Annotated in this window: 25 protein-coding genes; 19 read left to right on the top strand and 6 right to left on the bottom strand. The window is 66.6% G+C overall.

What is annotated here, in order from left to right:
- Positions 1–111 precede the first annotated feature (111 nt).
- The 9 genes from Pcatena_RS06630 to Pcatena_RS06590 are packed head-to-tail and all read left to right on the top strand — an operon-like array spanning position 112 to position 9,379.
- Entirely contained in the window at positions 112–882 is a 771-nt protein-coding gene (locus Pcatena_RS06630) for a tetratricopeptide repeat protein (RefSeq protein WP_126422768.1), read from the top strand.
- Between the two features lie 15 nt (positions 883–897).
- Entirely contained in the window at positions 898–1,209 is a 312-nt protein-coding gene (locus tag Pcatena_RS06625; RefSeq protein WP_126422766.1) for an STAS domain-containing protein, read from the top strand.
- A gap of 54 nt (positions 1,210–1,263) precedes the next feature.
- Complete coding sequence (locus Pcatena_RS06620; RefSeq protein WP_126422764.1) at positions 1,264–1,770, top strand: twin-arginine translocase TatA/TatE family subunit; 507 nt, start codon at positions 1,264–1,266, stop codon at positions 1,768–1,770.
- Positions 1,770–2,561 (top strand): twin-arginine translocase subunit TatC, encoded by a 792-nt coding sequence (gene tatC, locus Pcatena_RS06615; protein WP_126422762.1) that lies wholly within the window; start codon positions 1,770–1,772, stop codon positions 2,559–2,561. The genes Pcatena_RS06620 and tatC overlap by 1 nt, the downstream gene beginning before the upstream one ends.
- 3 nt (positions 2,562–2,564) lie before the next feature.
- Complete coding sequence (locus Pcatena_RS06610) at positions 2,565–5,162, top strand: DNA topoisomerase I (RefSeq protein WP_126422760.1); 2,598 nt, start codon at positions 2,565–2,567, stop codon at positions 5,160–5,162.
- A 13-nt stretch (positions 5,163–5,175) separates the two neighbouring features.
- Entirely contained in the window at positions 5,176–6,018 is an 843-nt protein-coding gene (locus Pcatena_RS06605; RefSeq protein WP_126422758.1) for an HAD-IIB family hydrolase, read from the top strand.
- A complete protein-coding gene (tmk, locus tag Pcatena_RS06600) occupies positions 6,011–6,661 on the top strand; it encodes a dTMP kinase (protein ID WP_126422756.1) in 651 nt (216 codons plus the stop codon). The genes Pcatena_RS06605 and tmk overlap by 8 nt, the downstream gene beginning before the upstream one ends.
- Positions 6,654–7,802, top strand: coding sequence for a DNA polymerase III subunit (locus tag Pcatena_RS06595; protein ID WP_126422754.1), 1,149 nt, complete (start codon positions 6,654–6,656; stop codon positions 7,800–7,802). Before tmk ends, Pcatena_RS06595 begins: the two co-directional genes overlap by 8 nt.
- Entirely contained in the window at positions 7,781–9,379 is a 1,599-nt protein-coding gene (locus Pcatena_RS06590) for a PSP1 domain-containing protein (protein WP_126422752.1), read from the top strand. Before Pcatena_RS06595 ends, Pcatena_RS06590 begins: the two co-directional genes overlap by 22 nt.
- Before the next feature lie 235 nt (positions 9,380–9,614).
- On the opposite strand, the gene dtd is transcribed toward Pcatena_RS06590, so the two are convergent.
- Both dtd and Pcatena_RS06580 read right to left on the bottom strand, forming a co-directional pair.
- Positions 9,615–10,067 (bottom strand): D-aminoacyl-tRNA deacylase, encoded by a 453-nt coding sequence (dtd, locus tag Pcatena_RS06585; RefSeq protein WP_126422750.1) that lies wholly within the window; start codon positions 10,065–10,067, stop codon positions 9,615–9,617.
- 54 nt (positions 10,068–10,121) lie between these two features.
- A complete protein-coding gene (locus Pcatena_RS06580; protein ID WP_126422748.1) occupies positions 10,122–11,633 on the bottom strand; it encodes a carboxypeptidase M32 in 1,512 nt (503 codons plus the stop codon).
- Between the two features lie 165 nt (positions 11,634–11,798).
- Here Pcatena_RS06580 and glmM point away from each other — a divergent pair, with 165 nt between their 5' ends.
- Together glmM and Pcatena_RS06570 are read left to right on the top strand one after the other, a co-directional pair.
- Entirely contained in the window at positions 11,799–13,130 is a 1,332-nt protein-coding gene (gene glmM, locus Pcatena_RS06575) for a phosphoglucosamine mutase (protein WP_126422746.1), read from the top strand.
- A gap of 62 nt (positions 13,131–13,192) precedes the next feature.
- Complete coding sequence (locus Pcatena_RS06570) at positions 13,193–13,999, top strand: HAD-IIB family hydrolase (RefSeq protein WP_126422744.1); 807 nt, start codon at positions 13,193–13,195, stop codon at positions 13,997–13,999.
- A gap of 98 nt (positions 14,000–14,097) precedes the next feature.
- On the opposite strand, the gene Pcatena_RS06565 is transcribed toward Pcatena_RS06570, so the two are convergent.
- Both Pcatena_RS06565 and Pcatena_RS06560 read right to left on the bottom strand, forming a co-directional pair.
- On the bottom strand, positions 14,098–14,517 hold the full coding sequence (locus Pcatena_RS06565) for an RbsD/FucU family protein (RefSeq protein ID WP_126422742.1): 420 nt from the start codon (positions 14,515–14,517) through the stop codon (positions 14,098–14,100).
- A gap of 88 nt (positions 14,518–14,605) precedes the next feature.
- Complete coding sequence (locus Pcatena_RS06560) at positions 14,606–15,334, bottom strand: GntR family transcriptional regulator (RefSeq protein ID WP_172596403.1); 729 nt, start codon at positions 15,332–15,334, stop codon at positions 14,606–14,608.
- A gap of 196 nt (positions 15,335–15,530) precedes the next feature.
- On the opposite strand from Pcatena_RS06560, the gene nagA reads away from it, so the two are divergent.
- From nagA to Pcatena_RS06520, 8 genes are all read left to right on the top strand, one after another.
- A complete protein-coding gene (gene nagA / locus Pcatena_RS06555; RefSeq protein ID WP_126422738.1) occupies positions 15,531–16,712 on the top strand; it encodes an N-acetylglucosamine-6-phosphate deacetylase in 1,182 nt (393 codons plus the stop codon).
- Positions 16,713–17,023: 311 nt separating this feature from the next.
- Entirely contained in the window at positions 17,024–17,809 is a 786-nt protein-coding gene (locus Pcatena_RS06550) for a PTS mannose/fructose/sorbose/N-acetylgalactosamine transporter subunit IIC (RefSeq protein ID WP_198433393.1), read from the top strand.
- On the top strand, positions 17,796–18,602 hold the full coding sequence (locus Pcatena_RS06545; RefSeq protein WP_126422734.1) for a PTS system mannose/fructose/sorbose family transporter subunit IID: 807 nt from the start codon (positions 17,796–17,798) through the stop codon (positions 18,600–18,602). The genes Pcatena_RS06550 and Pcatena_RS06545 overlap by 14 nt, the downstream gene beginning before the upstream one ends.
- A gap of 24 nt (positions 18,603–18,626) precedes the next feature.
- Positions 18,627–19,127: a PTS system mannose/fructose/N-acetylgalactosamine-transporter subunit IIB gene (locus tag Pcatena_RS06540; RefSeq protein ID WP_198433392.1), complete on the top strand. Its 501-nt coding sequence runs from the start codon at positions 18,627–18,629 to the stop codon at positions 19,125–19,127.
- Positions 19,128–19,312: 185 nt separating this feature from the next.
- Positions 19,313–20,026: a sugar isomerase domain-containing protein gene (locus Pcatena_RS06535; RefSeq protein WP_126422732.1), complete on the top strand. Its 714-nt coding sequence runs from the start codon at positions 19,313–19,315 to the stop codon at positions 20,024–20,026.
- Between the two features lie 72 nt (positions 20,027–20,098).
- The gene (locus Pcatena_RS06530) at positions 20,099–21,283 is read left to right on the top strand and encodes a trigger factor (RefSeq protein WP_126422730.1); all 1,185 of its coding nucleotides are present in this window, start codon (positions 20,099–20,101) and stop codon (positions 21,281–21,283) included.
- 48 nt (positions 21,284–21,331) lie between these two features.
- On the top strand, positions 21,332–21,760 hold the full coding sequence (locus Pcatena_RS06525) for a PTS sugar transporter subunit IIA (RefSeq protein WP_126422728.1): 429 nt from the start codon (positions 21,332–21,334) through the stop codon (positions 21,758–21,760).
- Positions 21,761–21,814: 54 nt separating this feature from the next.
- Positions 21,815–22,813 carry a LacI family DNA-binding transcriptional regulator gene (locus Pcatena_RS06520; protein ID WP_126422726.1) on the top strand — a complete coding sequence of 333 codons (999 nt, stop codon included), beginning with the start codon at positions 21,815–21,817 and terminating at the stop codon, positions 22,811–22,813.
- Positions 22,814–22,978: 165 nt separating this feature from the next.
- Here Pcatena_RS06520 and Pcatena_RS06515 read toward each other — a convergent pair whose 3' ends face one another.
- Positions 22,979–23,659 (bottom strand): AroM family protein, encoded by a 681-nt coding sequence (locus Pcatena_RS06515; protein ID WP_126422723.1) that lies wholly within the window; start codon positions 23,657–23,659, stop codon positions 22,979–22,981.
- Positions 23,660–23,746: 87 nt separating this feature from the next.
- Positions 23,747–24,685, bottom strand: coding sequence for a DUF1177 domain-containing protein (locus Pcatena_RS06510; protein WP_126422721.1), 939 nt, complete (start codon positions 24,683–24,685; stop codon positions 23,747–23,749).
- Positions 24,686–24,724 lie beyond the last annotated feature (39 nt).

The raw sequence follows: 24,724 nt of genomic DNA, 5'->3' as shown, positions 1-24,724 counted from the left end.
TTGGTGGCTTGGGGTAGAATGTCCGCCATGTGTCCAACTTGGCCCTAGGGTTGACGCGGGGACATACTTATAGGTAACGGCGTCCGAATCGGCGGGCAGGAAGGTCACGGCATGGCATCCAAGGCCAAGAAGAGCGACAAGGAAATGGGCGCGGACGAGCAGTCCGAGCGCACGGTCAACCCTGCGTCGCGCAGGCCGCTCGTGCTGGTGGCCGTCGTCCTCGTCTCCATCATCATGGTGGGCTCCATCCTGCTGCCGTCCCTGTCCGCGATCGTCTCGGGCATGAAGGCCTCCTCGAGCTCGGCGGACGGCTCCGATGTCGCCTCCTCCGATTCGGCTGCCGCCACGACGAGCTCCTACATGGACCAGCTCGACAGCCGCTACTCCGCCACGGCCAGCTCGCTCGAGAGCAAGCTCGAGGCAAACCCCGATGACGCCGCGTCGCTCATCAACCTCGCGAACACCTACCTCACCTGGGGCGACATGGCCCGCAACTATGCGAGCACCGATGACGAGCAGGCCCACGTGACCGACCTTCTCCAGAAGGCCGAGGGCTACTACGACACCTACCTTGCGAGCAATGACGCCAAAGCGGCGCACGTGAACCGCGCCCTGTGCCAGTACTACCTTGGTGACACCGACGGTGCCATCGCGGCGCTCGAGCAGTTCTGCGCGGGCACGGCGGACTACGCCCCCGCCTGGGCCAACCTTGGCATGATCTACGAGGATGCCGGCGAGACGGACAAGGCCACGGACGCCTACAACAAGGCGCTCGAGGTCGACCCGGACGACACGTGCGGCATGAAGAGCTTCGTCACCTCGAAGCTCCAGTCCATCACAAGCTCGGACGCTGCCACGGACACCACCGCGGACGCCGAGTAAGGGAAGGGAGAGGACATGGACCTTTCCATCAAGACGACCACCGATGCCGGCGCGTCCACCGTGACCGTTACGGGTGAGGTTGACGTCTCGAACGCCAACGAGCTCCGCGAGGCGCTCGACGCCGTCCTCGGCCAGACGCCTGCCGGCATTTCCGTCGACCTGGCCCAAGTGGCCTACATCGACTCGACGGGCATCGGCGTGCTTGTGGGTGCCGCCACGCGCAGCGCAGACGCCGGCGTGACGTTTGCCGTGACCAACCCCCAGCCCAACGTGAGGCGCGTGCTTGGCCTTCTGGGCGTCGAGGGACAGCTCAACATCAGCGACTAGAAAACCGTCGCGCCTGGCACATGTGCCGGGCGCGCGACGCCGTAGGAGGCATACGTGTTCGGCATCGGAGACCAAGAGCTCGTACTCATCATCCTGTTCGCGTTCCTGCTGTTTGGCCCGGACAAGCTCCCGGGCATGGGGCGCACCATCGGCCGTGCGCTGCGCCAGTTCCGCACGGCGTCCGAGGGCGTGACCAAGGTCGTTCAGTCAGAGATCATCGACCCCATCCAGAATGCCGCGGACACCTCCGCCGGCAAGGCCGCGGCCAAGGCCCAGGAGGAGGACGCCGACCTCACGGAGGAGGAGGTGGCCGCCGCCAAGCCCGCCGAGACGTTCGCCGAGCGCCGTGCCCGCCTCGCCGCCGAGAAGGCCGCGGCCGAGAAGGGCAAGGACGCCGAGCAGGGCGCTCAGCCTGCCGCCGACCCGGACTCGGACGAGGACGCCGGCGCCGAGCCCCAGGCCACCCCTGAGCCCGAGGCCGATCCCGAGCCTGCCCCCACCTCCGTGGCCGCCCTGTACGGCCTCGATGACGAAGATGACGATGACGAGGAGGACGCGTAATGCCCGTCGGACCCGCAAGAATGCCGCTGCTCGATCACCTGAGCGAGCTGAGGCGTCGCCTCACCATCATCGTCATGTGCGTCCTCGTGACGACGCTCGTCATCTACATGGCGTCGCCGGCGCTCATCCAGATCCTCATCGACCCGATCCGCCAGTTCATGCCTGACGGCGGCAAGCTCTACGTTACCACGGCGCTCGGCGGCTTCACGCTGCGCTTCAAGGTCTCGGCGTTCTTTGCCGTCATCGTGTGCTGTCCCATCATCATCTTCCAGGTGCTGGGCTTCTTCATGCCGGCGCTCAAGCCAAGCGAGCAGAGGTGGGTGGCGCCCACGGTGGCCGCCCTCGTGTTCCTGTTCTTCTTTGGCATGCTGTTCTGCTACTTCATCATCCTACAGGCCACGTTTGGCTGGATGCTCGAGCAGACCTCCGACTTCGCGGCCGTGTTTGCCAACGCCGAGGACTACATCAACATCATCACGCTGCTCGAGCTGGGCTTTGGCGCCGCGTTCGAGCTGCCGCTCATCATCTTCTACCTGCTCGTGTTCCACCTCGTGCCCTACAAGACGATGCGCGAGCAGTGGCGCTTCATCTACGTGGGCATGCTCGCCGCGAGCGCCGTCGTGACGCCCGACGCGAGTCCCATCACGATGTTCCTCATGTTCGCCGCAGTCATCGTCCTGTATGAGGCCTCCCTGTTCGTCGCTCGCCGCGTGCTCATCGCCCGAGACGGCAAGGAGTCGCTCAAGTGGACGCGCGACGAGTACCAGGAGCACAAGTTCAACGAGGAATAACCCATGAAGCTCGTCATCACCGAGAAGAACGACGCCGCCGAGAAGATCGCGGCCCTGCTCTCTGAGGCTGGTAAGCCCAAGAAGGACAAGGTCTACGACACCCCCGTCTACCGCTTCACGCGAGAGGGGGAGGAGTGGGTGACCATCGGCCTGCGCGGCCACATCCTGGCACCCGACTTCCCGACGGAACTCAAGTTCACGGACAAGCAGGGATGGTTCGCCATCTCCTCGGAGGGGGAGGTCCTTCCGGCCGACGTGCCGGACGGCCTGCCCCGTCCGCCGTTCAAGAAGAAGAAGCCGTTCCTCGAGGACGGCGTCGACATCAAGGGCTGGAAGGTCCCGAGCCTTCCCTACCTCGTGTGGGCGCCCGTCGAGAAGCTCCCCGCCGAGAAGGGCATCATCCGCTCGCTCAAGAACCTCGCCAAGAAGGCCGACTCCGTCGTTATCGGCACGGACTTCGACCGCGAGGGCGAGCTCATCGGCTCGGACGCCCTGGCTCAGGTGCTCGAGGTGAACCCGGACGTGCCCGTCTCTCGCGCGCGCTACTCCGCCTACACCCGCGGCGAGATCGAGCATGCGTTCGCGAACCTCGTCGAGCTTGACCAGAACCTTGCCGACGCCGGCGAGAGCCGCCAGTACATCGACCTCATCTGGGGCGCGGCGCTGACGCGCTACCTCACGATGGCGCGCTTTGGCGGCTTTGGCAACGTGCGCAGCGCCGGACGCGTGCAGACGCCCACGCTCGCCCTCGTCGTGGAGCGCGAGCGCGAGCGCATGGCGTTCGTGCCGCAGGACTACTGGGTCATTGGCGGCCGAGCCTGCGAGCAGGGCGCCGATGATGACGCCTCGTTCAAGATCTCGCACGCAAAGGGACGCTTCTCGGTCGAGGAGGAGGCCAATGCCGCGTACTCCCACGTGGAGAACGCGACGAGTGGCACCGTGACGGCCGTGACGAAGCGCTCGCGCACGCAGCGTCCGCCCGCGCCGTTCAACACGACGAGCCTGCAGGCCGCCGCGGCCGCCGAGGGCCTCTCGCCCGCGCGCACGATGCGTCTGGCCGAGAGCCTCTACATGGACGGCCTCATCTCCTATCCGCGCGTGGACAACACGGTCTACCCGCCCTCGCTTGACCTGCGCGCCACGGCCAAGATGCTCGCGGGCGTGCCGCAGTACGCGCCCTACGTGGCCAAGCTCACGGCCGAGCCGGAGCTCCACGCAACGCGCGGCAAGCAGTTCGACACGGACCACCCGCCCATCTATCCCACGGGCGTGGGCGACCCCTCAAAGCTCCAGCCCGCCGAGTGGAAACTCTACAACCTCATCGCGCGGCGCTTCCTCGCCACGCTCTCCGACCCCGCGACCATCGAGGGGACGAAGCTCGCCATCGACGTTGCCGGCGAGCCGTTCGTGGCCTCCGGTGACGTGCTCAAGGTGCCGGGGTTCCGCGCCATCTACCCGTTTGGCCTCAAGCGAGACGAGCAGCTCCCGGCCCTTGCCGAGGGTGACGTCGTGGACGTTCGCGACCTCTCGCTTGACGCGAAGCAGACCGAGCCGCCCGCTCGCTACAGCCAGGGCAAGCTCATCCAGGAGATGGAGAAGCGAGGCCTGGGCACGAAGTCCACGCGCGCGAGCATCATCGAGCGTCTCTACACCGTGAAGTACCTCAAGAACGATCCCGTTGAGCCCAGCCAGCTCGGCATGGCCATCATCGACGCCCTGCACACGTATGCGCCGCGCATCACGACGCCGGACATGACGAGCGAGCTCGAGCAGGACATGACGAAGGTCGCCGAGGGCACCGATACGCAGGACCAGGTGGTCCACCACTCCCGCGCGCTGCTCGCCGGCATGCTCGACGCGCTCATCGAGCACAAGGACGACCTGGGTGAGGCCATCGCCGACGCCGTCACGGCGGACGCCCGCGTGGGCACCTGCCCCAAGTGCGGCCGCGACCTCGTCGTGAAGTCGAGCGCCAAGACCCGCGGCAGCTTCGTGGGATGCATGGGCTGGCCCGACTGCGACGTCACCTACCCGCTCCCGAGCGGCGTGCGCTACGAGGCCATCGAGGGCGAGGCGGGCGTGTGCCCCGAGTGCGGCGCCCCACGCATCAAGTGCAAGCCGTTCCGCGCCAAGGCCTACGAGATCTGCGTGAACCCCAAGTGTCCCACCAACTACGAGCCCGACCTCAAGGTGGGCGAGTGCAAGGTCTGCGCCGAGGCTGGCCGCCACGGTGACCTCATCGCCCACAAGTCCGAGCGCTCCGGCAAGCGCTTCATCCGCTGCACGAACTACGACGAGTGCGGCGTGAGCTATCCGCTGCCCGCGCGCGGCAAGCTCACGGCCACCGACGAGACGTGCCCCGAGTGCGGCGCCCCCATGATTATCGTGGAGACGGCCCGCGGCCCGTGGAAGAAGTGCGTGAACATGGACTGCCCCACCAACGAGCGCAAGACGCCCGCTCGTGGGCGCGCCGCCGCGGGCAAGGCCTCGGGCGCCAAGAAGGCCGCCACGAAGAAGGCCACTGCCAAGAAGTCTGCGGCCAAGAAGACGACTGCCAAGCGCTCGAGCTCGAAGAAGAACTCGAGCGAGGCCGGCGAGTAGGAGAGGACCGAACATGTTTGAGGTGAGCCCGCAACCGGCAGACCTCGGTCGCGTGCGGCTTGCCGTGACCGACCTCGACGGCTCGCTGCTGCTCGATGACAGCACGCTTCCCGAGGGTGTGGAGCAAAGGATCGCTGCGCTCGAGGGTCTTGGCGCGGAGTTTGCCGTTGCGAGCGGCAGGCCGCTGTACACGCTGCACGACAACTTTGGCGCCCTGCTCGACGAGCTCATGGTCGTCGCCGACAACGGCGGCCTCGTCGTGGACCACGGCAAGGTCATCTTCAAGGCCGACATGCCGGTCGAGGACTACCGCCGCATGGCGCGCATAACGTCCGAGATGGGCGACTACGGCTTCATCTGCGGACTCGATGGCTGCTACGTGGACGCGAAGGCCAAGCCCTACGAGGACTTCATCAGGACGTTCTACACAAAGTGCGAGTTCGTCGATGACCTCACGCAGGTTGACGTGCCCGCCAACAAGTTCACGGTGATGTTTCCCAACAACGACGCCCTCGACCAGATCGGCGCATACCGCGATCGCATCGGCGGCAACTTCCAGTACTGCTGCGGCGGCGTCATGTGGGTCGACATCGTGCCCGAGGGCGTGAGCAAGGGTGCCGCCCTTCGGCGTGTCTCGGACATCACGGGCATCGACACGGCTGACATGGCCGCCTTCGGCGATGCCCCCAACGATGCCGACATGCTCGAGACCGTGGGCTTTGGCTACATGATGGCCAACGCCGTCCCTGAGATGCGCGCCCATGCGGACTACGTTGCGCCCAGCAACGAGGAGCGCGGCGTCCTTGCGGTCATCGACCAGATCGTCGCCGCCAGGAGGGCGATGCTTCATGCCTAGCGACCGCGGCGCGTTCATAACGCTCGAGGGTGTGGACGGCTCGGGCAAGTCGACGCAGGCGGCGATGCTCGTCTGTCGCCTGCGTGAGTCCGGCTTTGAGGTCGTCTCCCTTCGCGAGCCGGGCGGCACGTCCATCTCCGAGAAGATCCGCGGCCTTCTGCTCGACCCCGCAAACGCCGAGATGTCCGACGAGTGCGAGCTGCTGCTGTACGAGGCCTCGCGCGCCCAGCTCGTCCGCGAGGTCGTCGAGCCTGCGCTCGAGAGGGGAGCCGTCGTCGTGTGCGACCGCTTCCTGGACTCCACGCATGCCTACCAGCATGGTGCGCGCGGCCTGCCAGACGAGCTTGTGAGGCGTGCGAACGAGCTTGGCAGCTGCGGCGTCATGCCAGACGTCACGCTCGTGCTCGACATGGACCCCGCGAGCGCCTTCTCGCGCGCAACGGCCGGCGGCCAGGACCGCCTCGAGGCCGAGGGCCTTGCGTTTCAGCAGCGGGTGCGCGCGGACTACCTGGCCTGCGCGAAGGCCGACCCCGCCCGCATCCGCGTCATCGACGCCGCCGGCGAGCCCGCTGACGTCGCACGTCGCATTGATGGCGCTCTCGCCACGGCGAGCGTCCTTGAGGGCGTGAGCCACCATGCCTAGCGAGCCGGTCGTTCCCGGGGCGCTCGGGCGCATCGAGGGACAACCGCGCGTGAGGGACTTCCTGGCCGCCGCCGTGCGGGAGGGCAGGCTCTCCCATGCCTACCTCTTCCTCGGCGCCCCCGGCTCTGGCCAGTCCGAGGCCGCGCTTGCCTTGGCCGAGTGCGTCGTGTGCCCAACCGGCGGCTGCGACGCCTGCGACGAGTGCATCCGCGTGGCGCATCGCACGCACCCCGACGTCCACTGGATCTTTCCGGAGGGTGCGAGCGGGTATGTGGTCGAGCAGGTCCGCTCGCTCATAGCCGACGTGTCTCTCGCCCCCGTGCGGGCCAAGGCAAAGGTCTACATCCTCGACCGCGTGGAGACGCTTCGGGAGTCGTCAGCAAACGCCCTGCTCAAGACCATTGAGGAGCCGCCTGACGGCGTCATCTTCGTCCTCATGGCCCGCACGGCCGACGCCGTGCTGCCCACGATCGTCTCGCGCTGCCAGCTCGTGCCGTTCCGCGTCTCCAACCCCGGCGAGACGGCCCGACGCGTGGCGCTTTCCTGCGGCGTCGACCCCAACGACACGGCCGCCCGCATCGCCCTCGCCGTCGCGGGGACGCCGGAGCGCGCCAGCGACTTTCTCGGCAGCCCGGCCCGCCGCGAGGCGCGCCGGCTTATGGTTCGCTCCATCGACGCGCTTGCCCGCGACGATGCCTGGGATGTGCTGTGTGCGGCTCGCGACCTCGTTGTGGCGGCGAAGGCGCCGCTCGACGACGTGCGCGCCAGCCAGGACGAGCAGGCCGCCCAGGGCGCGGACTACCTGTCGAGCAAGGCCATGAAGCTCGTGGAGCAGCGCAACAAGCGCGCCCTCTCGGCGCAGGAGCGTTCGGGTATGATGGAACTTCTAGCGGCGGCGAGCTCGCTTCTGCGTGACTGCCTCGTGCGCCTCGAGGGCGTGGACCAGCCCATCGTGAACGCCGACGCCGCAGACGTCGTCGAGCGCATCGCCACACGGGCGAGCTGCGCCGGCGTACTCGCGGCACTCGAGGCCGTTGACCGCGCCGCGGACGGCCTCGCCCACAACGTATCCCCCCAGCTGGCCCTCGAGGTCATGCTGTGCTCTTGCAAGGAGGCACTATGCCCACCGTCATTCCGGTGAAGTTTGCCTATGCCACACGTGACCTGTGGTTCGACCCCAAGAACTCCGACGCGGTCGAGGGAGACCACGTCATCTGCTCCACGGAGCGCGGAACGGAGATGGGCCTGGCCACGGGTGACCCCATGGAGGTGGACCAGACCGAGCTCAACCGCAAGACGGACGGCGCCGCGCTCAAGCCGGTGCTGCGCGTCGCCACGCCAGACGACTACGCCCTCGCCGACAGGCTCGCCGAGAAGGGCGAGCGGGCGTTCCCGACGTTCCGCCGCCTCGTCTCCAAGAGCGGCCTGGACATGAAGCCCGTCGCCGTCGAGTACCTGTTCGGCGGCGAGAAGTGCGTCTGCTACTTCTCGGCCGACGAGCGCATCGACTTCCGCCAGCTCGTGCGCGACCTCTCCCGCGAGCTGCGCGAGCGCGTCGACATGCGCCAGATTGGCGTGCGCGAGGAGGCCGCGCTCATGGGCGGCTTTGGCCACTGCGGCCAGGAGCTGTGCTGCACGCGCTTTGGCAGCGGCTTTGAGCCCGTGTCCATCCGCATGGCAAAGGAGCAGGACCTGCCGCTCAACTCCAACAAGATCTCCGGCGCGTGCGGCCGCCTCATGTGCTGCCTGCGCTACGAGTTCGAGGCGTACCGCGACTTCAAGCAGCGCGCGCCCAAGAAGAACGCCGTCATCCAGACGCCGCTTGGCACGGCAAAGATCGTGGAGTACGACACGCCCAAGGAGCAGCTTGCCCTGCGCCTGGAGAACGGCAAGCAGATTCGCGTGCCACTCGGCGAGATGGAGGCGAGCGACGCCGCCAAGAAGAAGAGCGAGGAGCTCGGCTGCCCGTGCCGTCCCGACACGGTGCTGCGCTCCACGATGGAGCACCTCAACAGTCCCGAGGTGCGCGCCGCCCTCGAGGAGCTCGATCGCAAGAACGGTCTCATCCCGGAGGAGACGTTTGCCTCCGAGGACATCTTCGTGAGCGAGAGCCGCTCCGGCCGCCGCCGTCGCAACAAGGGGGGCAACAAGGGCCAGCGCCCCGAGGCCGCCCAGCAGTCCGCGGAGAAGCAGGCAGACGCCGCGCAGGGCCAGAAGCGCCGCCGTCGTCACAAGACCGTCGAGGTCTCGGGCGACGTCGCAGAGAACCTGCCCGGGCAGGCAAAGGCCGCGCCCGAGAAGCAGAGCGCTCCCGGCGAGGGCAGGCGCTCGAGGCGCCGCCACCACGTTGAGGGCGAGCAACAGGCCGAGCAGCGCGAGCAGCAGCGCTCCGAGGCGCGCCGCGAGCGCAGGCACAACGCGCCCAAACAGGATGCCGAGAAGGCCGGCGAGCAGCAGGCGTCCGAGGGCCAGGGACAGCAGAAGCGTCGCCGCCGTCGCCGTCCGGGCGACAAGGGCGGTGCGGCCGCCGAGGGCCAGCGCCCGCAGCAGACGGTCCCGTCCGAGGCCAGGAAGCCCAAGCACATGGCTCCTCAGGCCGACAAGGCCCAGCAGGGTGCCACCGACGGCGACGCCCCCAAGCGCAAGCGCCGTCGCCGCCACCGCGGCGGCGGGAACGGCGGAAGCGCCCCCAACCCCGGCACCCCCGCTTCTGAATAGCTAAGCCAAGGCCCCGATGGCGTCTAATGCGCCATCGGGGCCTTTCTCGTGCCCAAAACAAGGACTGTCGTTCGCGATGGCCTTCAGCAGCTATGGCCGAGGCGGGGCCCACCCCTCAGCAAGCAGGGAGGGGCAGCCACCCGTCGAACGCGAGTTCTTCGCAACGCGAAGCTGTCTGAGTGGACGATGGGTGGCTGCCCCGCCCCCTCCACCTTTGGGACGGTCCTGCCTCTCGCTACAGCTCGTCCGTATCGAGCCAGATGGTGAACGGCCCGTCGTTCACGAGCTCTACGTCCATCATCGCCCCAAACACGCCGCGTCCCACGTGCTCCTCGCCAAGGTCCTCCTCGGCCAGCCCGCAGAAGTGCTCGTACAGCTCGTTGGCTCGCGTGGGCTTGCCGGCCTCGGTGAACGAGGGCCTGCGCCCGCGCCTGCAGTTGGCGTAGAGCGTGAACTGGCTCACCACGAGCGCCTCGCCTCCCACATCGAGAAGCGACAGGTTGGTCTTGCCTGCCTCGTCATCAAAGATGCGCAGGTCGCGAGCCTTGTTCCAGAGCTTGGCGGCCACGGACTCGTCATCGTCGTGCCCCACGCCAAGCAGGATGAGCAGTCCCTTGCCGCAACTGCCCACAACCTGCCCGTCCACGGTGACGCTCGCGTGCCTCACGCGCTGGATGAGTGCCCTCATCGAACGTCCCTCCCATGTGGCAAAGGGGAAGCCCCGTTACCACGCTTCTCGTCGTTACAGGTCGTAGATGGCCGAGAACTTTTCGGTGAGGTAGCGCGTGTAGTGGCTCGCGTCGAGCCGCTCGCCGCAGGCGTCCTCGATGAGCGGCATCGGGTCGATGGCGCGGCCGTGGCGCCACACGCGCTCGCGCAGCCAGTCGCGAACAGGCGCGAGGTCTCCGGACGCGCAGGCGCCGTCGAAGTCCACGCCGCTCGCACGCATGGCGTCGAGCAGCTGGGCGCCATAGGCGCCGCCGAGCGCATAGGTGGGGAAGTAGCCCAGGTCTCCGCAGGACCAGTGGACGTCCTGCAGGCACCCAAGTGTGTCGCTGGGCACCTCAAGGCCAAGGTAGCTCGCGTAGCGCTCGTTCCACAGCGCGGGGACGTCGGCGGCCGTCGCGGTGCCGTCGAACAGCATCTGCTCGATCTCATAGCGGATGAGGATGTGCAGCGGGTAGGTGAGCTCGTCCGCCTCCGTGCGCACGAGGCCGGGCTCGGCGCGGTTCACGGCGAGGTAGAGCTCGTGGGCGTCCACGTTGTCGAAGCGCCCCGGGAAGCGCCGGCGCAGGGCCGTGAGCAGGACGGGCGCAAACGCCTCGCTGCGGCCGACGTAGTTCTCGAAGAAGCGGCTCTGGCTCTCGTGGACGCCGCTCGAGACGCCGCCGTTCAGGATGGTGCGGTCATAGCTGGGGTCGACGTTCTGCTCGTACATGGCGTGGCCGCCCTCGTGCAGCATCGAGTAGACGTTGCTGATGACGTCGTCCTCGTAGACGTGCGTGGCGATGTAGGCGTGCGCGCTGCAGACCGAGTCGGTGAAGGGGTGCTCGGTCTCGGAGAGCGTGAGCGCGCTCGCCCGCAGCCCCTCCAGCTCAAGCAGGTCGCGGGCAAGCTCCATCTGCGTGTCGTGGTCGAACGTCCCCTCGATGCAGGAGCGGCTCGGCTGCCAGCCCCGCTCGCGGATGGCGGCAACCATCGGCACGACGCACTCCTTTACCTGCGAGAAGAACGCGTCATAGAAGGCGCGGGACGTCCCGCGCTCAAAGTCGTCCAGCAGCGTGTCGTAGGCGTCGTGGCCCGGGCGGCGTAGCTCGGCGATCGCGCGCATGCTCGCGACCATGCGGTCGAGGTATGGCGAGAAGCTCGCCCAGTCGTTCTCGCGCTTGGCGCGCGTCCAGACGCTCTGCGCCTCGCAGCACAGGCGCGCGAAGTCGGCCTGCACGCCGCCCGGCACGTCGACGCGCTCGGCGCGCTCGCGCCCGAGCACCCTCACCTGCGCGGCGCGCGTCTCGTCCAGCTCGCCGGCCTCGGCCGCCTTGCCCAGGCGCTCGAGCAGCTCGCCCGTCTCGGCGCGGCACAGCAGCTCGTGGACCTCCTCCTCGAGCGTCGCGAGCGCCTCGGCGCGCGGTGCGGCGGCCTCGGCGGGGTCGGTGGTCTCGCCGGCGAACATGATGGACGTCGTGGCGTGGCGGTGGGCAAACAGGTGGGCCTGCAGGGCGTCGAGCGCCGTCAGGTCTTCCTCGATGGTCATGGCTTCTCCTTCTTGACGTTCCTACGCAGCCAAGTGTACTCGCGGTTGCGCGTTTTTCGTCCGCATGGGTGGCACCGCGCGCGTGCGGTGCATAATTGAGTTCGCTTCCTAGCAAGCGGGGCACCGTCTTTCGGGGCGCCCCATAACTGACTTAGGAGAACACGCATGAAGTACTTTGGCACCGATGGCTTCCGCGGTCGCGCCAACGAGGGCCTCACGGTTGACCACGCGTTCGCGATCGGACGCTTCGTGGGCTGGTACTACGGCCTGCGCGAGGGCCGCAAGGCGAAGGTCGTCATCGGCAAGGACACGCGTCGCTCGAGCTACATGTTCGAGTATGCCCTGGGCGCGGGCCTCGTCGCGAGCGGCGCGGACGCCTACCTGCTCCACGTCACCACGACCCCCTCGGTGAGCTACGTCGTCCGCAGCGAGGACTTTGACTGCGGCATCATGATCACGGCGAGCCACAACCCCTACACGGACAACGGCATCAAGCTCATCAACTCGGGCGGCTACAAGATGGAGCCCGAGGTCCTCGAGCTCATCGAGGACTACATCGATGGCAAGTCCGAGGTGCCCCTGGCCACCGGCGAGGACATCGGTCGCACGATCGACTACGTCGAGGGCCGCAACCGCTACATCGGCTTCCTCATCTCCTCGGCGAGCTTCTCCATGCACGGCATGCGCATCGGCCTGGACTGCGCCAACGGCTCCTCCACGCCCATCGCCAAGGGTGTGTTCGACGCGCTGGGCGCCAAGACCTACGTGGTGTCCAACGAGCCCAACGGCTTCAACATCAACCGCGGCTGCGGTTCCACGCACATCGAGCAGCTCCAGAACCTCGTTGCCGAGAAGGGCCTCGACGTGGGCTTTGCCTATGACGGCGACGCGGACCGCTGCATTGCCGTCGACGAGCACGGCAACGTCGTGGACGGCGACCTCATCATGTACGCGTGCGGCGTCTACCTGCACAAGAAGGGCCAGCTCGCCGATGACACCGTCGTGACTACGGTCATGAGCAACCTCGGCCTGTACAAGGCGCTCGAGGCGGCGGGTCTCAGGTACGAGCAGACGGCCGTGGGCGACAAGTACGTCTCCGCCTGCATGGTCGAGAACGGCTACTCGCTCGGTGGCGAGCAGAGCGGGCACGTCATCTTCTCCAAGTACAGCAACACCGGAGACGGCATCAACACGAGCCTGCGCATCATCGAGGCGATGCTTGGCTCCAAGAAGACGCTCTCCGAGCTCACCGAGCCGGTGAAGATCTACCCGCAGCTGCTCAAGAACGTCGTCGTGGCCGACAAGGACGCCGTCATGGCAGACGAGCGCGTCAAGGCCGCCGTCGCCGGCGTCGAGACGGCGCTCGAGGGCGAGGGCCGCGCGCTCGTCCGCGCGAGCGGCACCGAGCCGATGGTCCGCGTCATGGTCGAGGCCGCCACGCCCGCCATCTGCGAGCAGTACGTGGGCGAGGTCGTGCGCGTCATCGAGTCGCTGTAGGCATCGTGCGGCCCGCTCGCGTGAGGCGTGCGGGCTGCACTCACCCTCGTTTGGAGGCACGGATGAGGCTCATCCTCACCGACATCGACCGCACCATCCTGCCCTATGGCATGAGGTCGGTTCCCAGGCGCACGCGCGAGGCCATGCGCGGGGCAATCTCGCGAGGATGCGCCGTGGGCCCGTGCACGGGCAGGGCGCTTGCCTGGGCCTCCATCCTGTTCGATGGTGACGACGAGTGCGTCTCCACCTGCATCGCCACGAACGGCCTGCAGGTCTACCATGCCGGCGAGAAGGTGCTCGAGAAGACGATTCCCGCCGAGTGCGTCCGGCGCATGGCGGCCCTCGTCTCCGAGCTTCCCCACGCGGGCCTCGTCTACTTCGACGACGCCCAGCCGCTTCTGTGCGCGGGCACGGCCGAGGACCTCACGGCGGCGTTTCCCCGCTACGGCAAGATCTGCGAGCCCGCGGGCCTGCCCGCCCATGACGTCGTGAAGGTGAACGCGTTCGTGGCGGGCGACGATGCCCAGACCCGCGAGCTCGCGCGCCTGCTCTCCCACGAGCTGCCCGAGCTTGACTTTGACGTTCCGCAGACGGGCTTCACCAACATCATGCCCAAGGGCTGGAACAAGGGTGCGGCCGCCCTGTACCTGCGCGACTACCTCGGTGTGGCGCCCGAGGACGTCTTTGTCTTCGGTGACGCCGAGAACGACCTGACGATGCTCGAGGCCGTGGAGAACTCCGTGGCCGTCTCCAACGCCACGCCGGCCGCCGCCGAGGCCGCCCGCTGGCACATCGGCGCGTGCGAGGACCTCGCCGTAGCAGATGCCATCGACGCCCTCTCCCGCGGCGAGTTTCCGTTCGAGCGCTAGGCTGAAAAACGAGACAAAGGGACAGTCCCCTTGTCTCATCAAGCGAGGGGCCGCCAGCGTCATGCCGGTGGCCCCTCGTCGTCTTCTCTCGCTTTGCCCTACTTCACGACGCCCTTGCGCAGCAGGATGTTCGCGTAGGTGGCCTCCTCGGACGTCGCGACGATCGCGTAGCACTTGCGTGCCCGCTCGATGAACGCGTCGTGCTCGATGTGGCTGATCTTCACGTCGCCCGCGTGCTTGGCGATGATCTCGCGGTACGTTGCCCAGATGGGGGGCTCCTCGGGCGTGGGGCTCTCCATCATGGCAACCGGACTCTCCACGTAGTCGTCGAGCGGCATGAGCGTGAGGATGGAGTCCAGAAGCTCGGGAACGCCCAGACCGATGCAGCGCACGAGGGTGTTGCCGCTCGAGGTGGCGGGATAGTTGCCGTCGGAAAGGATGATCTCGTCTCCGTGGCCCATCTCCATGAGCACCTTGATGAGCTCGGGCGAGACGTTCTTGGGAATACCGTTCAGCATGCTTGCTCCCTTATCCGGACGCGATACGTATCACCTTTTATAGCCTCGCTGGCACTTGCGGCCGCCCACGCATCCGCCAGCGGCAGCGCTAGCCTCGGGACAGCCCGCCGCGGTCGAGCGATGAGAACTTGAGGCCAAAGTAGTCCCAGCGAAGGTATGACAGCGCGTCCTCCACCACCTCGCCGGTGGCCAGCGTCGTCTGCTTGTGCTCGCGGACGACCGGTACGTCTCCCGTGAACCCGAGGGCTGCGGCAACGTCGGGCGGCGCGGGAAACACCACGTCGTCCTCCTCGGTCGCGGCCTCGTCGTTCAGCGAGATATTGAAGTCCTCGCGCACGCGGCGGTAGACGGAGACGTAGTCGCCCGGGTCCAGGTCGCCGCGCACGAGGCGGCTGGGGATGTAGGAGCGCTGCAGCACCACCGGGACGCCGTCGCAGCTGCGTATGCGCACGATCTTGTGGTAGCCCTCGTTCGCGGCAAGGTGTATCATGCCCTTGATCTCGGGGTCGCATCCCGGCTCCATCGAGATGACGCGAACGCTCTCCTTGTTGGTGGCACCCTCCCAGGGCTCCATGTCCGTGAGCTCCACGAGCCTGCGCTTGCGCGTGCGCGAGACGAACGTGCCCTTGCCCTGGCTGCGCACGAGGTATCCCATGTTCACGAGCTCGCGAAGCGCCCGCACGATGGTGATGGAGCTCACGCCATAGCGCTCGATGAGCTCGGACTCGCTGTAGAAGCGCTGTCCGTTCTCGAACTTCTTGCTCTCGATCTCTCGGCGCAGGTCCTCCTTGATGAGGGCGTACTTGGGCGTTCTCATGGCTTTCCACCGCCTACGGACGTCGTCCGCGGCTTTAGCGCGAAGCTGGTGGCGGACGGAGACAAACATACTATATTGAGTGTATCGAACGGCAGTCCCCGCGGGGGTGGCCCCTCGGTGGATGACAGGTTGTGCGGCGTGTGCGTCGTATGGCGCCGTCGCGCGCGGGCGAGCCCGCGTTTGAGAGAGGACAGACATGGCAACGTATGCGATCAAGGCCGACAGGTTCTTCCTGCCGGGCTCTTCCGTCGATGGTGGCTTCCTCACCGTGCGCGATGGCGCGTTCGGCACGTGGAGCGCCGAGGCGCCCGAGGGCGTGGAGGTTCGCGACTACACGGGCAGCTGGATCGCGCCGGGCATGGTGGACACGCACATCCACGGATTCTTTGGACACGCCACGATCGACGCCGATGCCGACGGCATGAACGCCTCGAGCATCGAGCTCGCCCGTCGTGGCACCACCTCGTGGGTGCCCACGACGTTCACCGACGGTGTCGAGCACATCGGCGAGTGCTGCGCCGCCATCGCCGCGGCCGACGACTCCCGCGACTCGGGTTTCCGCGGCGCGCACATCCAGGGCATCTACCTCGAGGGTCCGTTCTTCACGATGAAGCACGTGGGCGCCCAGAACCCCGAGTACCTCATCGATCCCAGCTACGAGGTCTTCAAGGGCTGGCAGGAGAAGGCCGGCGGCCGCATCGTCAAGAGCGCCCTGGCCCCCGAGCGTGACGGCTCCGAGGCCTACATCGCCGCGCTCGACGCCGAGGGCGTCGTGACCTCCATCGGCCACTCCGATGCCACCTACGAGGAGGCGCTTGCCGCCGTGAACGCCGGCGCCACCTGCTTTGTCCACACCTACAACGGCATGCGTGGCCTTCACCATCGCGAGCCGGGCACGCTCGGCTGCGCCATGTCCACGCCCGAGACCTATGCCGAGGTCATCTGCGACGGCAAGCACGTGCAGCCCGCGGCCATCAAGGCGCTCGTGCGCGCAAAGGGCTGGCAGCACTCCGTGCTCATCACCGACTGTCTCGGCTGCGGTGGCCTGCCCGAGGGCCACTACATGAGCGGCGGCCTGCCCGTCGTCATGGACGGCGGCCTGTGCTACCTCGAGAACGAGGATGGCACGAAGGGCAACATCGCCGGCTCGGTGCTCACGCTGGCTCGTGGTGTCAAGAACATCGTCGACTGGGGAGTCGCGAGCGCGGACGAGGCCATCCGCATGGCAACCGAGGTCGCGGCCCGCTCGGCCCGCATTGACGGCGTCTGCGGCTCCATCAAGCCCGGCCGCGACGCGGACTTCGTCGTGTTCGACCATGAGCTCAACCTTCGCGAGACCTATCTGGCGGGCGAGACGCTCGGCTCTCCGCGGAACTAACTAGGCTAAGCATTGGGGTAAGACCCTCTTATCGAGTGCCCTAGCAGTGACTTTGGGCTCGCAAGCGATTGGACACGCTTGCGAGCCCCATTTGTGACCCAACCGTTCACGGCGCGTATTGAAACGGTTACAGAAGCGACACACCAGCTCACAACAAAGTTCATATACTAAATCGCAGACCCAAGGGCCCGGGTCTGCCCATGCGCCTCCGGCGTGGGGGCGCATAGGTAAACAGGCGTCTCGTCCTCCTGGGGTTTACGAGGCGCCAGGGATCAAGGGATCCCGAGAAAGAGAAGAGAGGGTGAATTGGAATGGGCTTTCCGCAGATCATAGCTCTTACTGTGTACGCGGCGTTTGTCACCTGGGAGATGCTGGGACCGAACTTCTACCTGTCGAAGCCGGTTATCGCTGGCCTGTTCGCAGGCGCCGTCATGGGTGATGTGGCCACGGGCCTCTTCATCGGCGGTACGCTTCAGCTCATGGTCCTCGGCGTTGGCACCTATGGTGGCTCGTCGATCCCTGACTACATGTCTGGTGCCCTGATCGGCACCGCCTTCGCCGTCACGACCGGCTCGACCGAGATTGGTCTTGCCGTCGCCGTGCCCGTGGGCTTGCTGCTCGTTCAGTGCGACATTCTCGGCCGCTTCTGCAACACCGCGTTCCAGAACATGGCCGATGCCGGTGCTGAGGAGAAGAACTGGCGCAAGGTCGAGCTCGGCTGCCTGCTGGGCACGATTCCTTGGTGCCTCTCCCGCGCCATCCCCGTCTTCCTGTGCCTCGCCCTTGGCCAGGACGTCGTCGCTAGCCTCGCCGCCGCCGCTCCCGAGTGGCTGCTCAACGGCTTCAAGTGCGTCTCCGGCATGCTCCCCGCTGTCGGTATCGCCATCCTGCTTCACTTCATGCCGCTCAACCGCTTCTGGCCGTACGCCCTTCTCGGCTTCGTGCTTGCCGCCTACCTCAACGTCCCCATGCTGGGCGTTGCTCTCGTGGGCCTCGCCTTCGCTGCCGTGAAGTACTACGAGTTCACTCAGCAGAAGCCGGCCGTTGCCGCTGTGGCTGCTAGCACCGAGGGAGGGACCATCGATGACGACGAGTAACACCGCTCTTTCGCAGAAGACGCTCAACAAGGTCTTCTGGCGCTGGTACTTCTGGGGCCAGATCGGTTGGAACTACGAGAAGATGCAGGGCTCGGGCTACTGCTACGCCATGATGCCCGCCCTGAAGGAGATCTACACCAACGAGGACGACCTGCAGGTTGCCGTGAAGAACCACCTTCAGTTCTTCAACACGACGCCCGACATGGCCTTCATTATCCTCGGCATTGACTGCGCCATTGAGCCCGAGCTCAAGCTCGACGGCATGGAGGCCGTCAGCGGCATCAAGACCGGCCTCATGGGCCCGTTCGCTGGCGTGGGCGACTCCATCTTCGGCGTCGTCATCCCGACGATCTTTGGCGCCATCGCCGCCTACATGGCTCTCGACGGCAACCCCGTGGGCTGCTTCATTTGGATTGCCATGGGCGTTGCGACGACTATCATCCGTTGGCTCCTCTTCAAGATCGGCTACACGCAGGGCCAGTCCGCGGTCGGCACGATCGCCGAGAACATGAAGCCCATCACCGACGCCGCCTCCATCCTGGGCCTTGTCGTCGTTGGCGCCCTCGTGTGCTCCGTCGTCTCGATCCACGCGCCCGGCACGTTCACCTTTGGTGACGTCTCGCAGCCCGTCCAGGACCTGCTCGATGGCATCATGCCGTCCCTGCTTCCCCTGTGCGGTACCGCTCTCGTGTATTGGCTGCTCTCCAAGAAGGGTATGACTTCCAACAAGGCGATCCTGATCGTCATCGTTGTTGGTCTGCTGCTTGGCTGCACCGGTATCCTTGCTAAGTAGACCCTAATCTGAGGAGGTAGCACTATGGCTGACGAATTCGAGGGCATGCCCGGCATTGTTGCGATCCGCATTGATGACCGACTGATTCATGGGCAGGTCGTGGCCTATTGGTCGAACTCGCTCAAGCTCACGCGCATTATGGTTGCCAACGATCAGGTGGCTGCCGATGACATGCGCAAGTCGGTTCTGAGGATGGCGGCCCCTGCTGGCATCAAGACCTCGATCATTCCGGTCGAGCGTGCTGCCAAGCAGATTCTCGAGGGCAAGTATGCCGGACAGCGCGTGTTCCTCATCGTGAACAAGCCGGCCGACATCATCCGCCTCATGGACCTTGGCCTGCCCATCAAGACGATCAACATCGGCAACATGGGCGGCAAGGATGACACGAAGCCCATCAAGAAGTACGTCAACGTCACCGACGAGCAGGAGCAGCAGTTCCGCGACCTGCTGGCCAAGGGGGTCGAGATCACGACTCAGCTCGTGCCACAGGATCCGGTGACCCACCTGACGGACTATCTCAAGTAGGGTCCAGTGAGAGGGGTCGGGCGCCTCGCGCGACCCGGCCCCTCTTTTTTGCGCGCTTCCCGTCTCCTCGACGGGAGAGCGGGTCAATGGAAGCCAGGGGCGAAGGGCGCCTGGCTTCCATGGGCTCATGTCCGCAAAGCTATGGCAAGGCGCACGTGCGCATCACTCATGGGAAAGGTGGAGACATGTACAAGACCGCTGAGCGTTTCAAGGAAGAGATCATCAAGCGCATCGATGAGGTCACGGAGGGCCAGGACGAGGCTATCCACGAGGCCGCGACGATCTTTGCCGACACGATCGAGCGCGGTGGCATCATCCGCGCCTTTGGCTCCGGTCACTCCTTCGGCAATGCGCTGGAGATTTGCGGTCGCGCTGGCGGCTACATCCAGACGCGCATCATCCGCGAGCCGTCCACCGGCATCTACGAGATGCTCAACGGCACGGGCGTCGAGTTCATGAAGAAGCTCGACCTGCGCCCGCAGGACTGCCTCGTCGTCATCTCCAACTCCGGCCGCAACCCGCTTGGCATCGAGATGGCCGAGCTCGCCCAGAAGAGGGGCGTCAAGACCATCGTGGTCACGGCTCTTGAGGTCTCCAAGGCCGGCACCTCCCGCCGCTCCGACGGCAAGCTCCTCTACGAGTTCGGCGACGTCGTCCTCGACAACAAGAGCTCCTTCGGCGATGCCTGCATCGAGGTCGAGGGTCTCGACACCAAGGTGGGCGGCACCTCGCTCTACACCGGCTGCATGCTGCTTGACTGCGCCATCATGGAGTCTCTCGACATCCTGCTTGACCGCGGCGTCACTCCGCCGGTGTTCATGAGCGCCAACGTCGACGGTGGCCCGGAGTTCAACCAGAAGCTGCTCGACAAGTTTGCCGACCGTCTGGCAGAGTACTAGGAACAGAACAGATCACTGCGCCCCGGATGTCCGTCTGGGCATCCGGGGCGCGCGTTGCTTGAGGAGTCTTGCATGGGGGTTACGAGCATCGACAGGCAGCCGGCCGAGGGCGGCTTCGAGACGTGGAAGGTCTCGTATGACGGCGACGTCTCGCGCGTTGCACAGGCCGACGAGCCCGGCGCCGCGCCCGAGGTCGACGAGGCGCTCGAGCATGAGGGCGTCGTGCCCCTGTTCGTGCCCAAGGTGAGGAATGCCTGGGGAAACGAGCTCGAGCTCTCCGTATTTCCCTGCCCACAGGTCCAGATCGCCAGCTCCGACCCCTACCCGCTCGGTCCGGTGAAGGCCCCGCACGTGAGCGAGGCCGAGGTCGATCAAAACGTGCAGCAGCTCGTCGCCGGCCACGGTGCGCTCGCGCCAGCCCTTGGCGTCTCGACGCCGCGCATGGGGGACACGGTCGTCATCGACATTCAGGGCAAGGCGCCCAGCGGAAAGGTCGCTGACCTCACCAAGACGAACTTCCGCTACCTCGTTGGCTCGGCCGCCCTGCCCGGTAAGGTGACGACGCTGCTTTTGGGCATGCGCATCCGCGAGACGAAGCGTTGCAACCTCTCCCAGGGGTGGCGCATCCACGGCGAGCTTGGCGATGACGGCCGTTCGCGCGCCTGCGAGCTGCGCGTGGCCGTACGCGACATCCTGCGCGTGAAGGCGCCCAAGCTCACGGACGAGTGGGTGGCACAGAACATGCCAAACGCCAAGAACGTGCGCGGCCTCAAGGACATCGTTCGCAAGACGCTGCGCGCCGAGGCCGAGAGTGCCCAGCATGACGAGCTGCTCGAGCGTGCTGCCAACCAGCTTACGGGCCGCGTGACGTCCATGCCGCCGGCGGACGCCGTCGCGGAGATGGCGAACTCCTCGTTCGAAGGGCTTCTCGAGCAGGTCCATGGCGGCGGTTACACGATCACCGAGTACCTCAACTCCCAGCACACGGACGAGGAGAAGCTGCGCAAGATGCTCAGGGCCCAGGCAGGCTCCGAGCTCACGCGCCTCATGGCGCTTGACGCCCTCGCAAGGGAGAACAGGCTCGAGCCGGGCGAGCAGGACTATGCCCAGGCCGCGCGAACGGTGGGGAAGGCCGGCATCGAGCACCCGCGCGAGGCGCTCGAGGCGTCGTTCGGGCGCGTGTACGCCCGTCAGCTCGCCCTTCGCGCCCGTGCAAACGAGTGGCTGCTCGAGCGTCAGGGGCTCGGTCGCAAATAGGGAAGTCAACAGGGGCGCTGCGGTGCCCGGACATCAGGAGGAATCACAATGATCGGTTTCATTCTCACGGGTCACGGCGAGTTCGCCCCCGGTCTCGCAAGCGCGCTCGAGCTCGTCGCGGGTAGGCAGGAGGGCTTCAAGGTCGTTCCGTTCGACGTCGACAAGGCGGCAGACTATCCCGAGCTCATCCACTCCGAGATCGCCGCCATGCGCGAGCAGACCGACGGCGTCGTCGTCTTCTGCGACCTTCTCGGCGGCACGCCCTTCAACCAGGCCATGATGGCCTCCCAGTCCACGCCCGATGTGGAGATCGTCGTGGGCGCCAACCTGCCCATGCTCATCGAGACGCTCTTTGCGCGCAGCTCGGATGCCAACGCCACGATCGGCTCGCTCGTCGAGTGCGCGGTCAACGCCGGCAAGAACGGTGTGGACACGCGCAAGTTCGAGGCCTGCGCCGAGGACGAGGACGACGAGTAGGGATTCGTGATACGCGGGGCATCGACCCCTACATGAAAGTCTGGAGGCGGGACCGTGGCTACCATCAGGGACGTCGCAAAGCGAGCGAACGTGTCGGTTGCCACGGTCTCGCGCTATCTCAACGGGGCGCAGCTGCGCGAGGACAATCGGGCTCGCATTGCCGAGGCCATCGACGAGCTGCGCTACCAGCCCAACCTCATCGGCCGTGCGTTTGCCACGGCGCACAGCTACACCGTGGGCATCCTCATCAACAGTGCCACGAACCCCTTTGCCGGCTCCTTGATGGGCCTGATCGAGCGGGAGCTCGAGCGGCTGGGGTATGCGGCCGTGTTCGTCGAGTACCAGGGGGACGCCGACTTCCTGCGCGAGAAGGTCGACTTTCTCCAGATGCACCAGGTCGACGGGCTCATCGTCGTGCTGTCTGACGTCGAGCTCGCGAGCGTGGGGTTCCTGCGCGAGACGGACGTGCCGCTCGTGCTTGTGGACAACCCGCTCGTGGGACCGAGCGCTGACTCGATCGTCGTGGACAACTGCGAGGCCGTCCGCAAGGCCGTGGGCGCCATGCTCGACGCGGGCCACAGGCGGGTGGGTCTTGTCGCCATGCTCCCCCACACCCACGTGGGTGCCGAGCGAGCCCGCGGCTGGCGTCTCGCGTTCGAGGAGCGCGGCCTGTGCGCGGACGAGGGGCTCGTGCGCGCGTGCGACAACGTGAAGGACGCGGCCGCGCTCGCGACCGACGAGCTGCTTGGCGCCGGGGCGACGGCGGTGTTTGCCTGCAACTACTACCTTGAGCTCGGGGCGCTCAAGTCGATGCTACGCCGCTCGCTGCGACCTGGGATCGACGTGGGCTTCGCGGGGTTCGACGAGATCGACTTCGCCGACATCTTTGACCCAGTCCCGACGTGCGTCATCCAGCCCATCGTTGCCATCGCGTCGCTCGCAGCCAGCCTGCTCGTGGGTCGGATTGGTCGCGGCTTTGCGCCGGACGGCATCCACCGCCTTGCCTGCGAGGTGCGCATCACCGACTCCATCCTCGGCGGGCTGCCGGCGTAGGTGGGTTGCTGCGAGTGGGCGGGCGGGGTGTCTGTCGCCTGCTCAAACAGCTTTGCTTCGCAAAGAACTCGCATGCGACAGACACCCCGCCCGCCCTTTAAGCCCCACGTTGTCGACGTGCGCGAGGCCGCCCGCTGACGGGCTCCGGGCCACCTTTTGTAGGTCTTACCCCATCAGCTCGGAGACGACGCTGGCCACGAGCGTGCGGGGGAGCAGCACGTCAAGGCCGCTCTCGCGTCGGGCGGCGTCGCGCATGGCAACCGTGAACCCCATGCAGTCGAGGCACAGGAACGCATCGTCATGGCCACGCAGCGTGCGGGCCGCGGCCATGACGCCGTCGATGCCCTTGTACGGGCTCGCGGACACCACGTCGATGTCAACGCCGCTTGCGGACCACCGCTCGCGTGCCTGCTCGGCCTGGGAGGGCTCGGGGACCATCACGGCGATGCGACGGCCACCGGCGAGCGCGCGGGCGCAGGAGTGGAGCAGAGGCTGGGGGAATACGAGCGGCACGTTATGCCTGAGCTCGGGAAACGATCCCGTGCACAGCACGATGACGGCTCGACAGCCGTCCCTCTCGGCCTCGTCGACCTTGGCCTGGACGAGCGCGACCACCTTGTCGCCGGAGAAGGTCGCCTGTTGTCCGTCCCTCATGCGGGAGACGAGGACCTCCTCGCCGGGCTCGGGCGCGAGGTCGCGCTCGATGTCCGCGAGTGTGAGGCCGTCGAGGGCGCCGTACTCCACGAGCTCGAGGTTGAGCGCGAGCTTGGGGATGAGGTCGCAGGTCATGTCCGTCCGGGGCGACTGGCCCACCGTGATGCCTGCGATTTTCGTGTGCTGGGACATGGATCCTCCTCGTGACGAGCGGTCGTGCGCCGTGCAAAAGAAAAGCCCGCCGGAGCTGCCGGCGGGCTTGTGGTGAGCGGCTTGGGGCTACTTGGCCTCGCCCATGCCCTGGAAGCGGGTCATGTCGCCATACAGGTCCTTGAGGTGGGCGAACTGGCCCTCGTCGAAGAACTTGCAGGTGCCGGGGCCATAGACCTTGGCAACCTCAACGGCGAAGCGCGCGGCCTCCTCGACGTCGGTGCCGTGCGTGGCGCCCGTGGCGCATCCCGCGACCATCTGCTCGGTAGCGATGGCCACGCCCACGACGGGGGCGCACGTGGCGGTGGCGGGCTGCAGGATGCTGTTCAGGTGGTACAGGTCATTGCCATAGGGCGTGATGTCCTGCTGGGAGAGGGCGAAGACCACGGGCATCTTGCCGGTGACGCGCGTCATGACGTCCATGAGGTCGTTGGAGACGGACAAGATGTAGCCCTGCATGACCGTCGGCGAGATGGCGATGCCGTTCAGGTTGATGACGCGGTTGCCCTTCGTGGTGTCGATGGAGACGATGGCGTCCATGCGCTCGTCGACCTCCATGCGGTTCATGGTCTGCATGTCGATGGGGGAGTCCATGAAGGGGACGGGCTCGTGGGGCAGCGTCGGGGCGTCGGGGCAGATGTGGGTGGCCACGATGACGTCGCCCTCGAGCACGTCGCCGTTCTCGTTCATCTCGACGAGCTTGAGCGCCGCGGTGAGGGCCGCGACCGCGCCGTCGCCGTCGGACACGGCGCCGATCATCTCGGGGCGGGCGCCCAGGCCGCCGAGGCGGCCGACGATGCCGAGCGTGGGGGCGCTGCCGCCGGTCGACTTGCCGTTCGAGCCGGGGATGAGGACCTTGATGCAGTCCGTGCCGCCACGCTCACCGCTCACGCGCTCGACGGTGACGTCCGTGGCGCCGTGGGCGCGCAGGAAGTCGGCAACCTCGTTGCCGGAGGCCTGGGGCTTGTCGATGAGGTCATAGATATCGAGCATCTGACGCAGAAGCATGGCGGCTCACTTTCGTTTGGTCGTATTGGTCTGGCCTGT

It is taken from the genome of Parolsenella catena, assembly GCF_003966955.1.
Lineage (GTDB): Bacteria > Actinomycetota > Coriobacteriia > Coriobacteriales > Atopobiaceae > Parolsenella > Parolsenella catena.
The sequence above is the reverse complement of the archived record's forward strand: the minus strand, read 5'-3'. Positions and strand labels throughout refer to the sequence as shown.

Bases quoted from the DNA above. Each gene is read 5' to 3' on its own strand.
- Pcatena_RS06515 (WP_126422723.1), bottom strand. From the start codon at position 23,659: ATGTCCCAGCACACGAAAATCGCAGGCATCACGGTGGGCCAGTCGCCC.
- Pcatena_RS06605 (WP_126422758.1), top strand. From the start codon at position 5,176: ATGTTTGAGGTGAGCCCGCAACCGGCAGACCTCGGTCGCGTGCGGCTT.
- Pcatena_RS06595 (WP_126422754.1), top strand. From the start codon at position 6,654: ATGCCTAGCGAGCCGGTCGTTCCCGGGGCGCTCGGGCGCATCGAGGGA.
- Pcatena_RS06550 (WP_198433393.1), top strand. From the start codon at position 17,024: ATGGGCTTTCCGCAGATCATAGCTCTTACTGTGTACGCGGCGTTTGTC.
- glmM (WP_126422746.1), top strand. From the start codon at position 11,799: ATGAAGTACTTTGGCACCGATGGCTTCCGCGGTCGCGCCAACGAGGGC.
- Pcatena_RS06560 (WP_172596403.1), bottom strand. From the start codon at position 15,334: ATGAGAACGCCCAAGTACGCCCTCATCAAGGAGGACCTGCGCCGAGAG.
- Pcatena_RS06545 (WP_126422734.1), top strand. From the start codon at position 17,796: ATGACGACGAGTAACACCGCTCTTTCGCAGAAGACGCTCAACAAGGTC.
- Pcatena_RS06580 (WP_126422748.1), bottom strand. From the start codon at position 11,633: ATGACCATCGAGGAAGACCTGACGGCGCTCGACGCCCTGCAGGCCCAC.
- dtd (WP_126422750.1), bottom strand. From the start codon at position 10,067: ATGAGGGCACTCATCCAGCGCGTGAGGCACGCGAGCGTCACCGTGGAC.
- Pcatena_RS06535 (WP_126422732.1), top strand. From the start codon at position 19,313: ATGTACAAGACCGCTGAGCGTTTCAAGGAAGAGATCATCAAGCGCATC.
- Pcatena_RS06565 (WP_126422742.1), bottom strand. From the start codon at position 14,517: ATGCTGAACGGTATTCCCAAGAACGTCTCGCCCGAGCTCATCAAGGTG.
- Pcatena_RS06510 (WP_126422721.1), bottom strand. From the start codon at position 24,685: ATGCTTCTGCGTCAGATGCTCGATATCTATGACCTCATCGACAAGCCC.
- nagA (WP_126422738.1), top strand. From the start codon at position 15,531: ATGGCAACGTATGCGATCAAGGCCGACAGGTTCTTCCTGCCGGGCTCT.
- Pcatena_RS06530 (WP_126422730.1), top strand. From the start codon at position 20,099: ATGGGGGTTACGAGCATCGACAGGCAGCCGGCCGAGGGCGGCTTCGAG.
- Pcatena_RS06625 (WP_126422766.1), top strand. From the start codon at position 898: ATGGACCTTTCCATCAAGACGACCACCGATGCCGGCGCGTCCACCGTG.
- Pcatena_RS06590 (WP_126422752.1), top strand. From the start codon at position 7,781: ATGCCCACCGTCATTCCGGTGAAGTTTGCCTATGCCACACGTGACCTG.
- Pcatena_RS06630 (WP_126422768.1), top strand. From the start codon at position 112: ATGGCATCCAAGGCCAAGAAGAGCGACAAGGAAATGGGCGCGGACGAG.
- Pcatena_RS06525 (WP_126422728.1), top strand. From the start codon at position 21,332: ATGATCGGTTTCATTCTCACGGGTCACGGCGAGTTCGCCCCCGGTCTC.
- Pcatena_RS06610 (WP_126422760.1), top strand. From the start codon at position 2,565: ATGAAGCTCGTCATCACCGAGAAGAACGACGCCGCCGAGAAGATCGCG.
- Pcatena_RS06570 (WP_126422744.1), top strand. From the start codon at position 13,193: ATGAGGCTCATCCTCACCGACATCGACCGCACCATCCTGCCCTATGGC.
- Pcatena_RS06540 (WP_198433392.1), top strand. From the start codon at position 18,627: ATGGCTGACGAATTCGAGGGCATGCCCGGCATTGTTGCGATCCGCATT.
- tmk (WP_126422756.1), top strand. From the start codon at position 6,011: ATGCCTAGCGACCGCGGCGCGTTCATAACGCTCGAGGGTGTGGACGGC.
- tatC (WP_126422762.1), top strand. From the start codon at position 1,770: ATGCCCGTCGGACCCGCAAGAATGCCGCTGCTCGATCACCTGAGCGAG.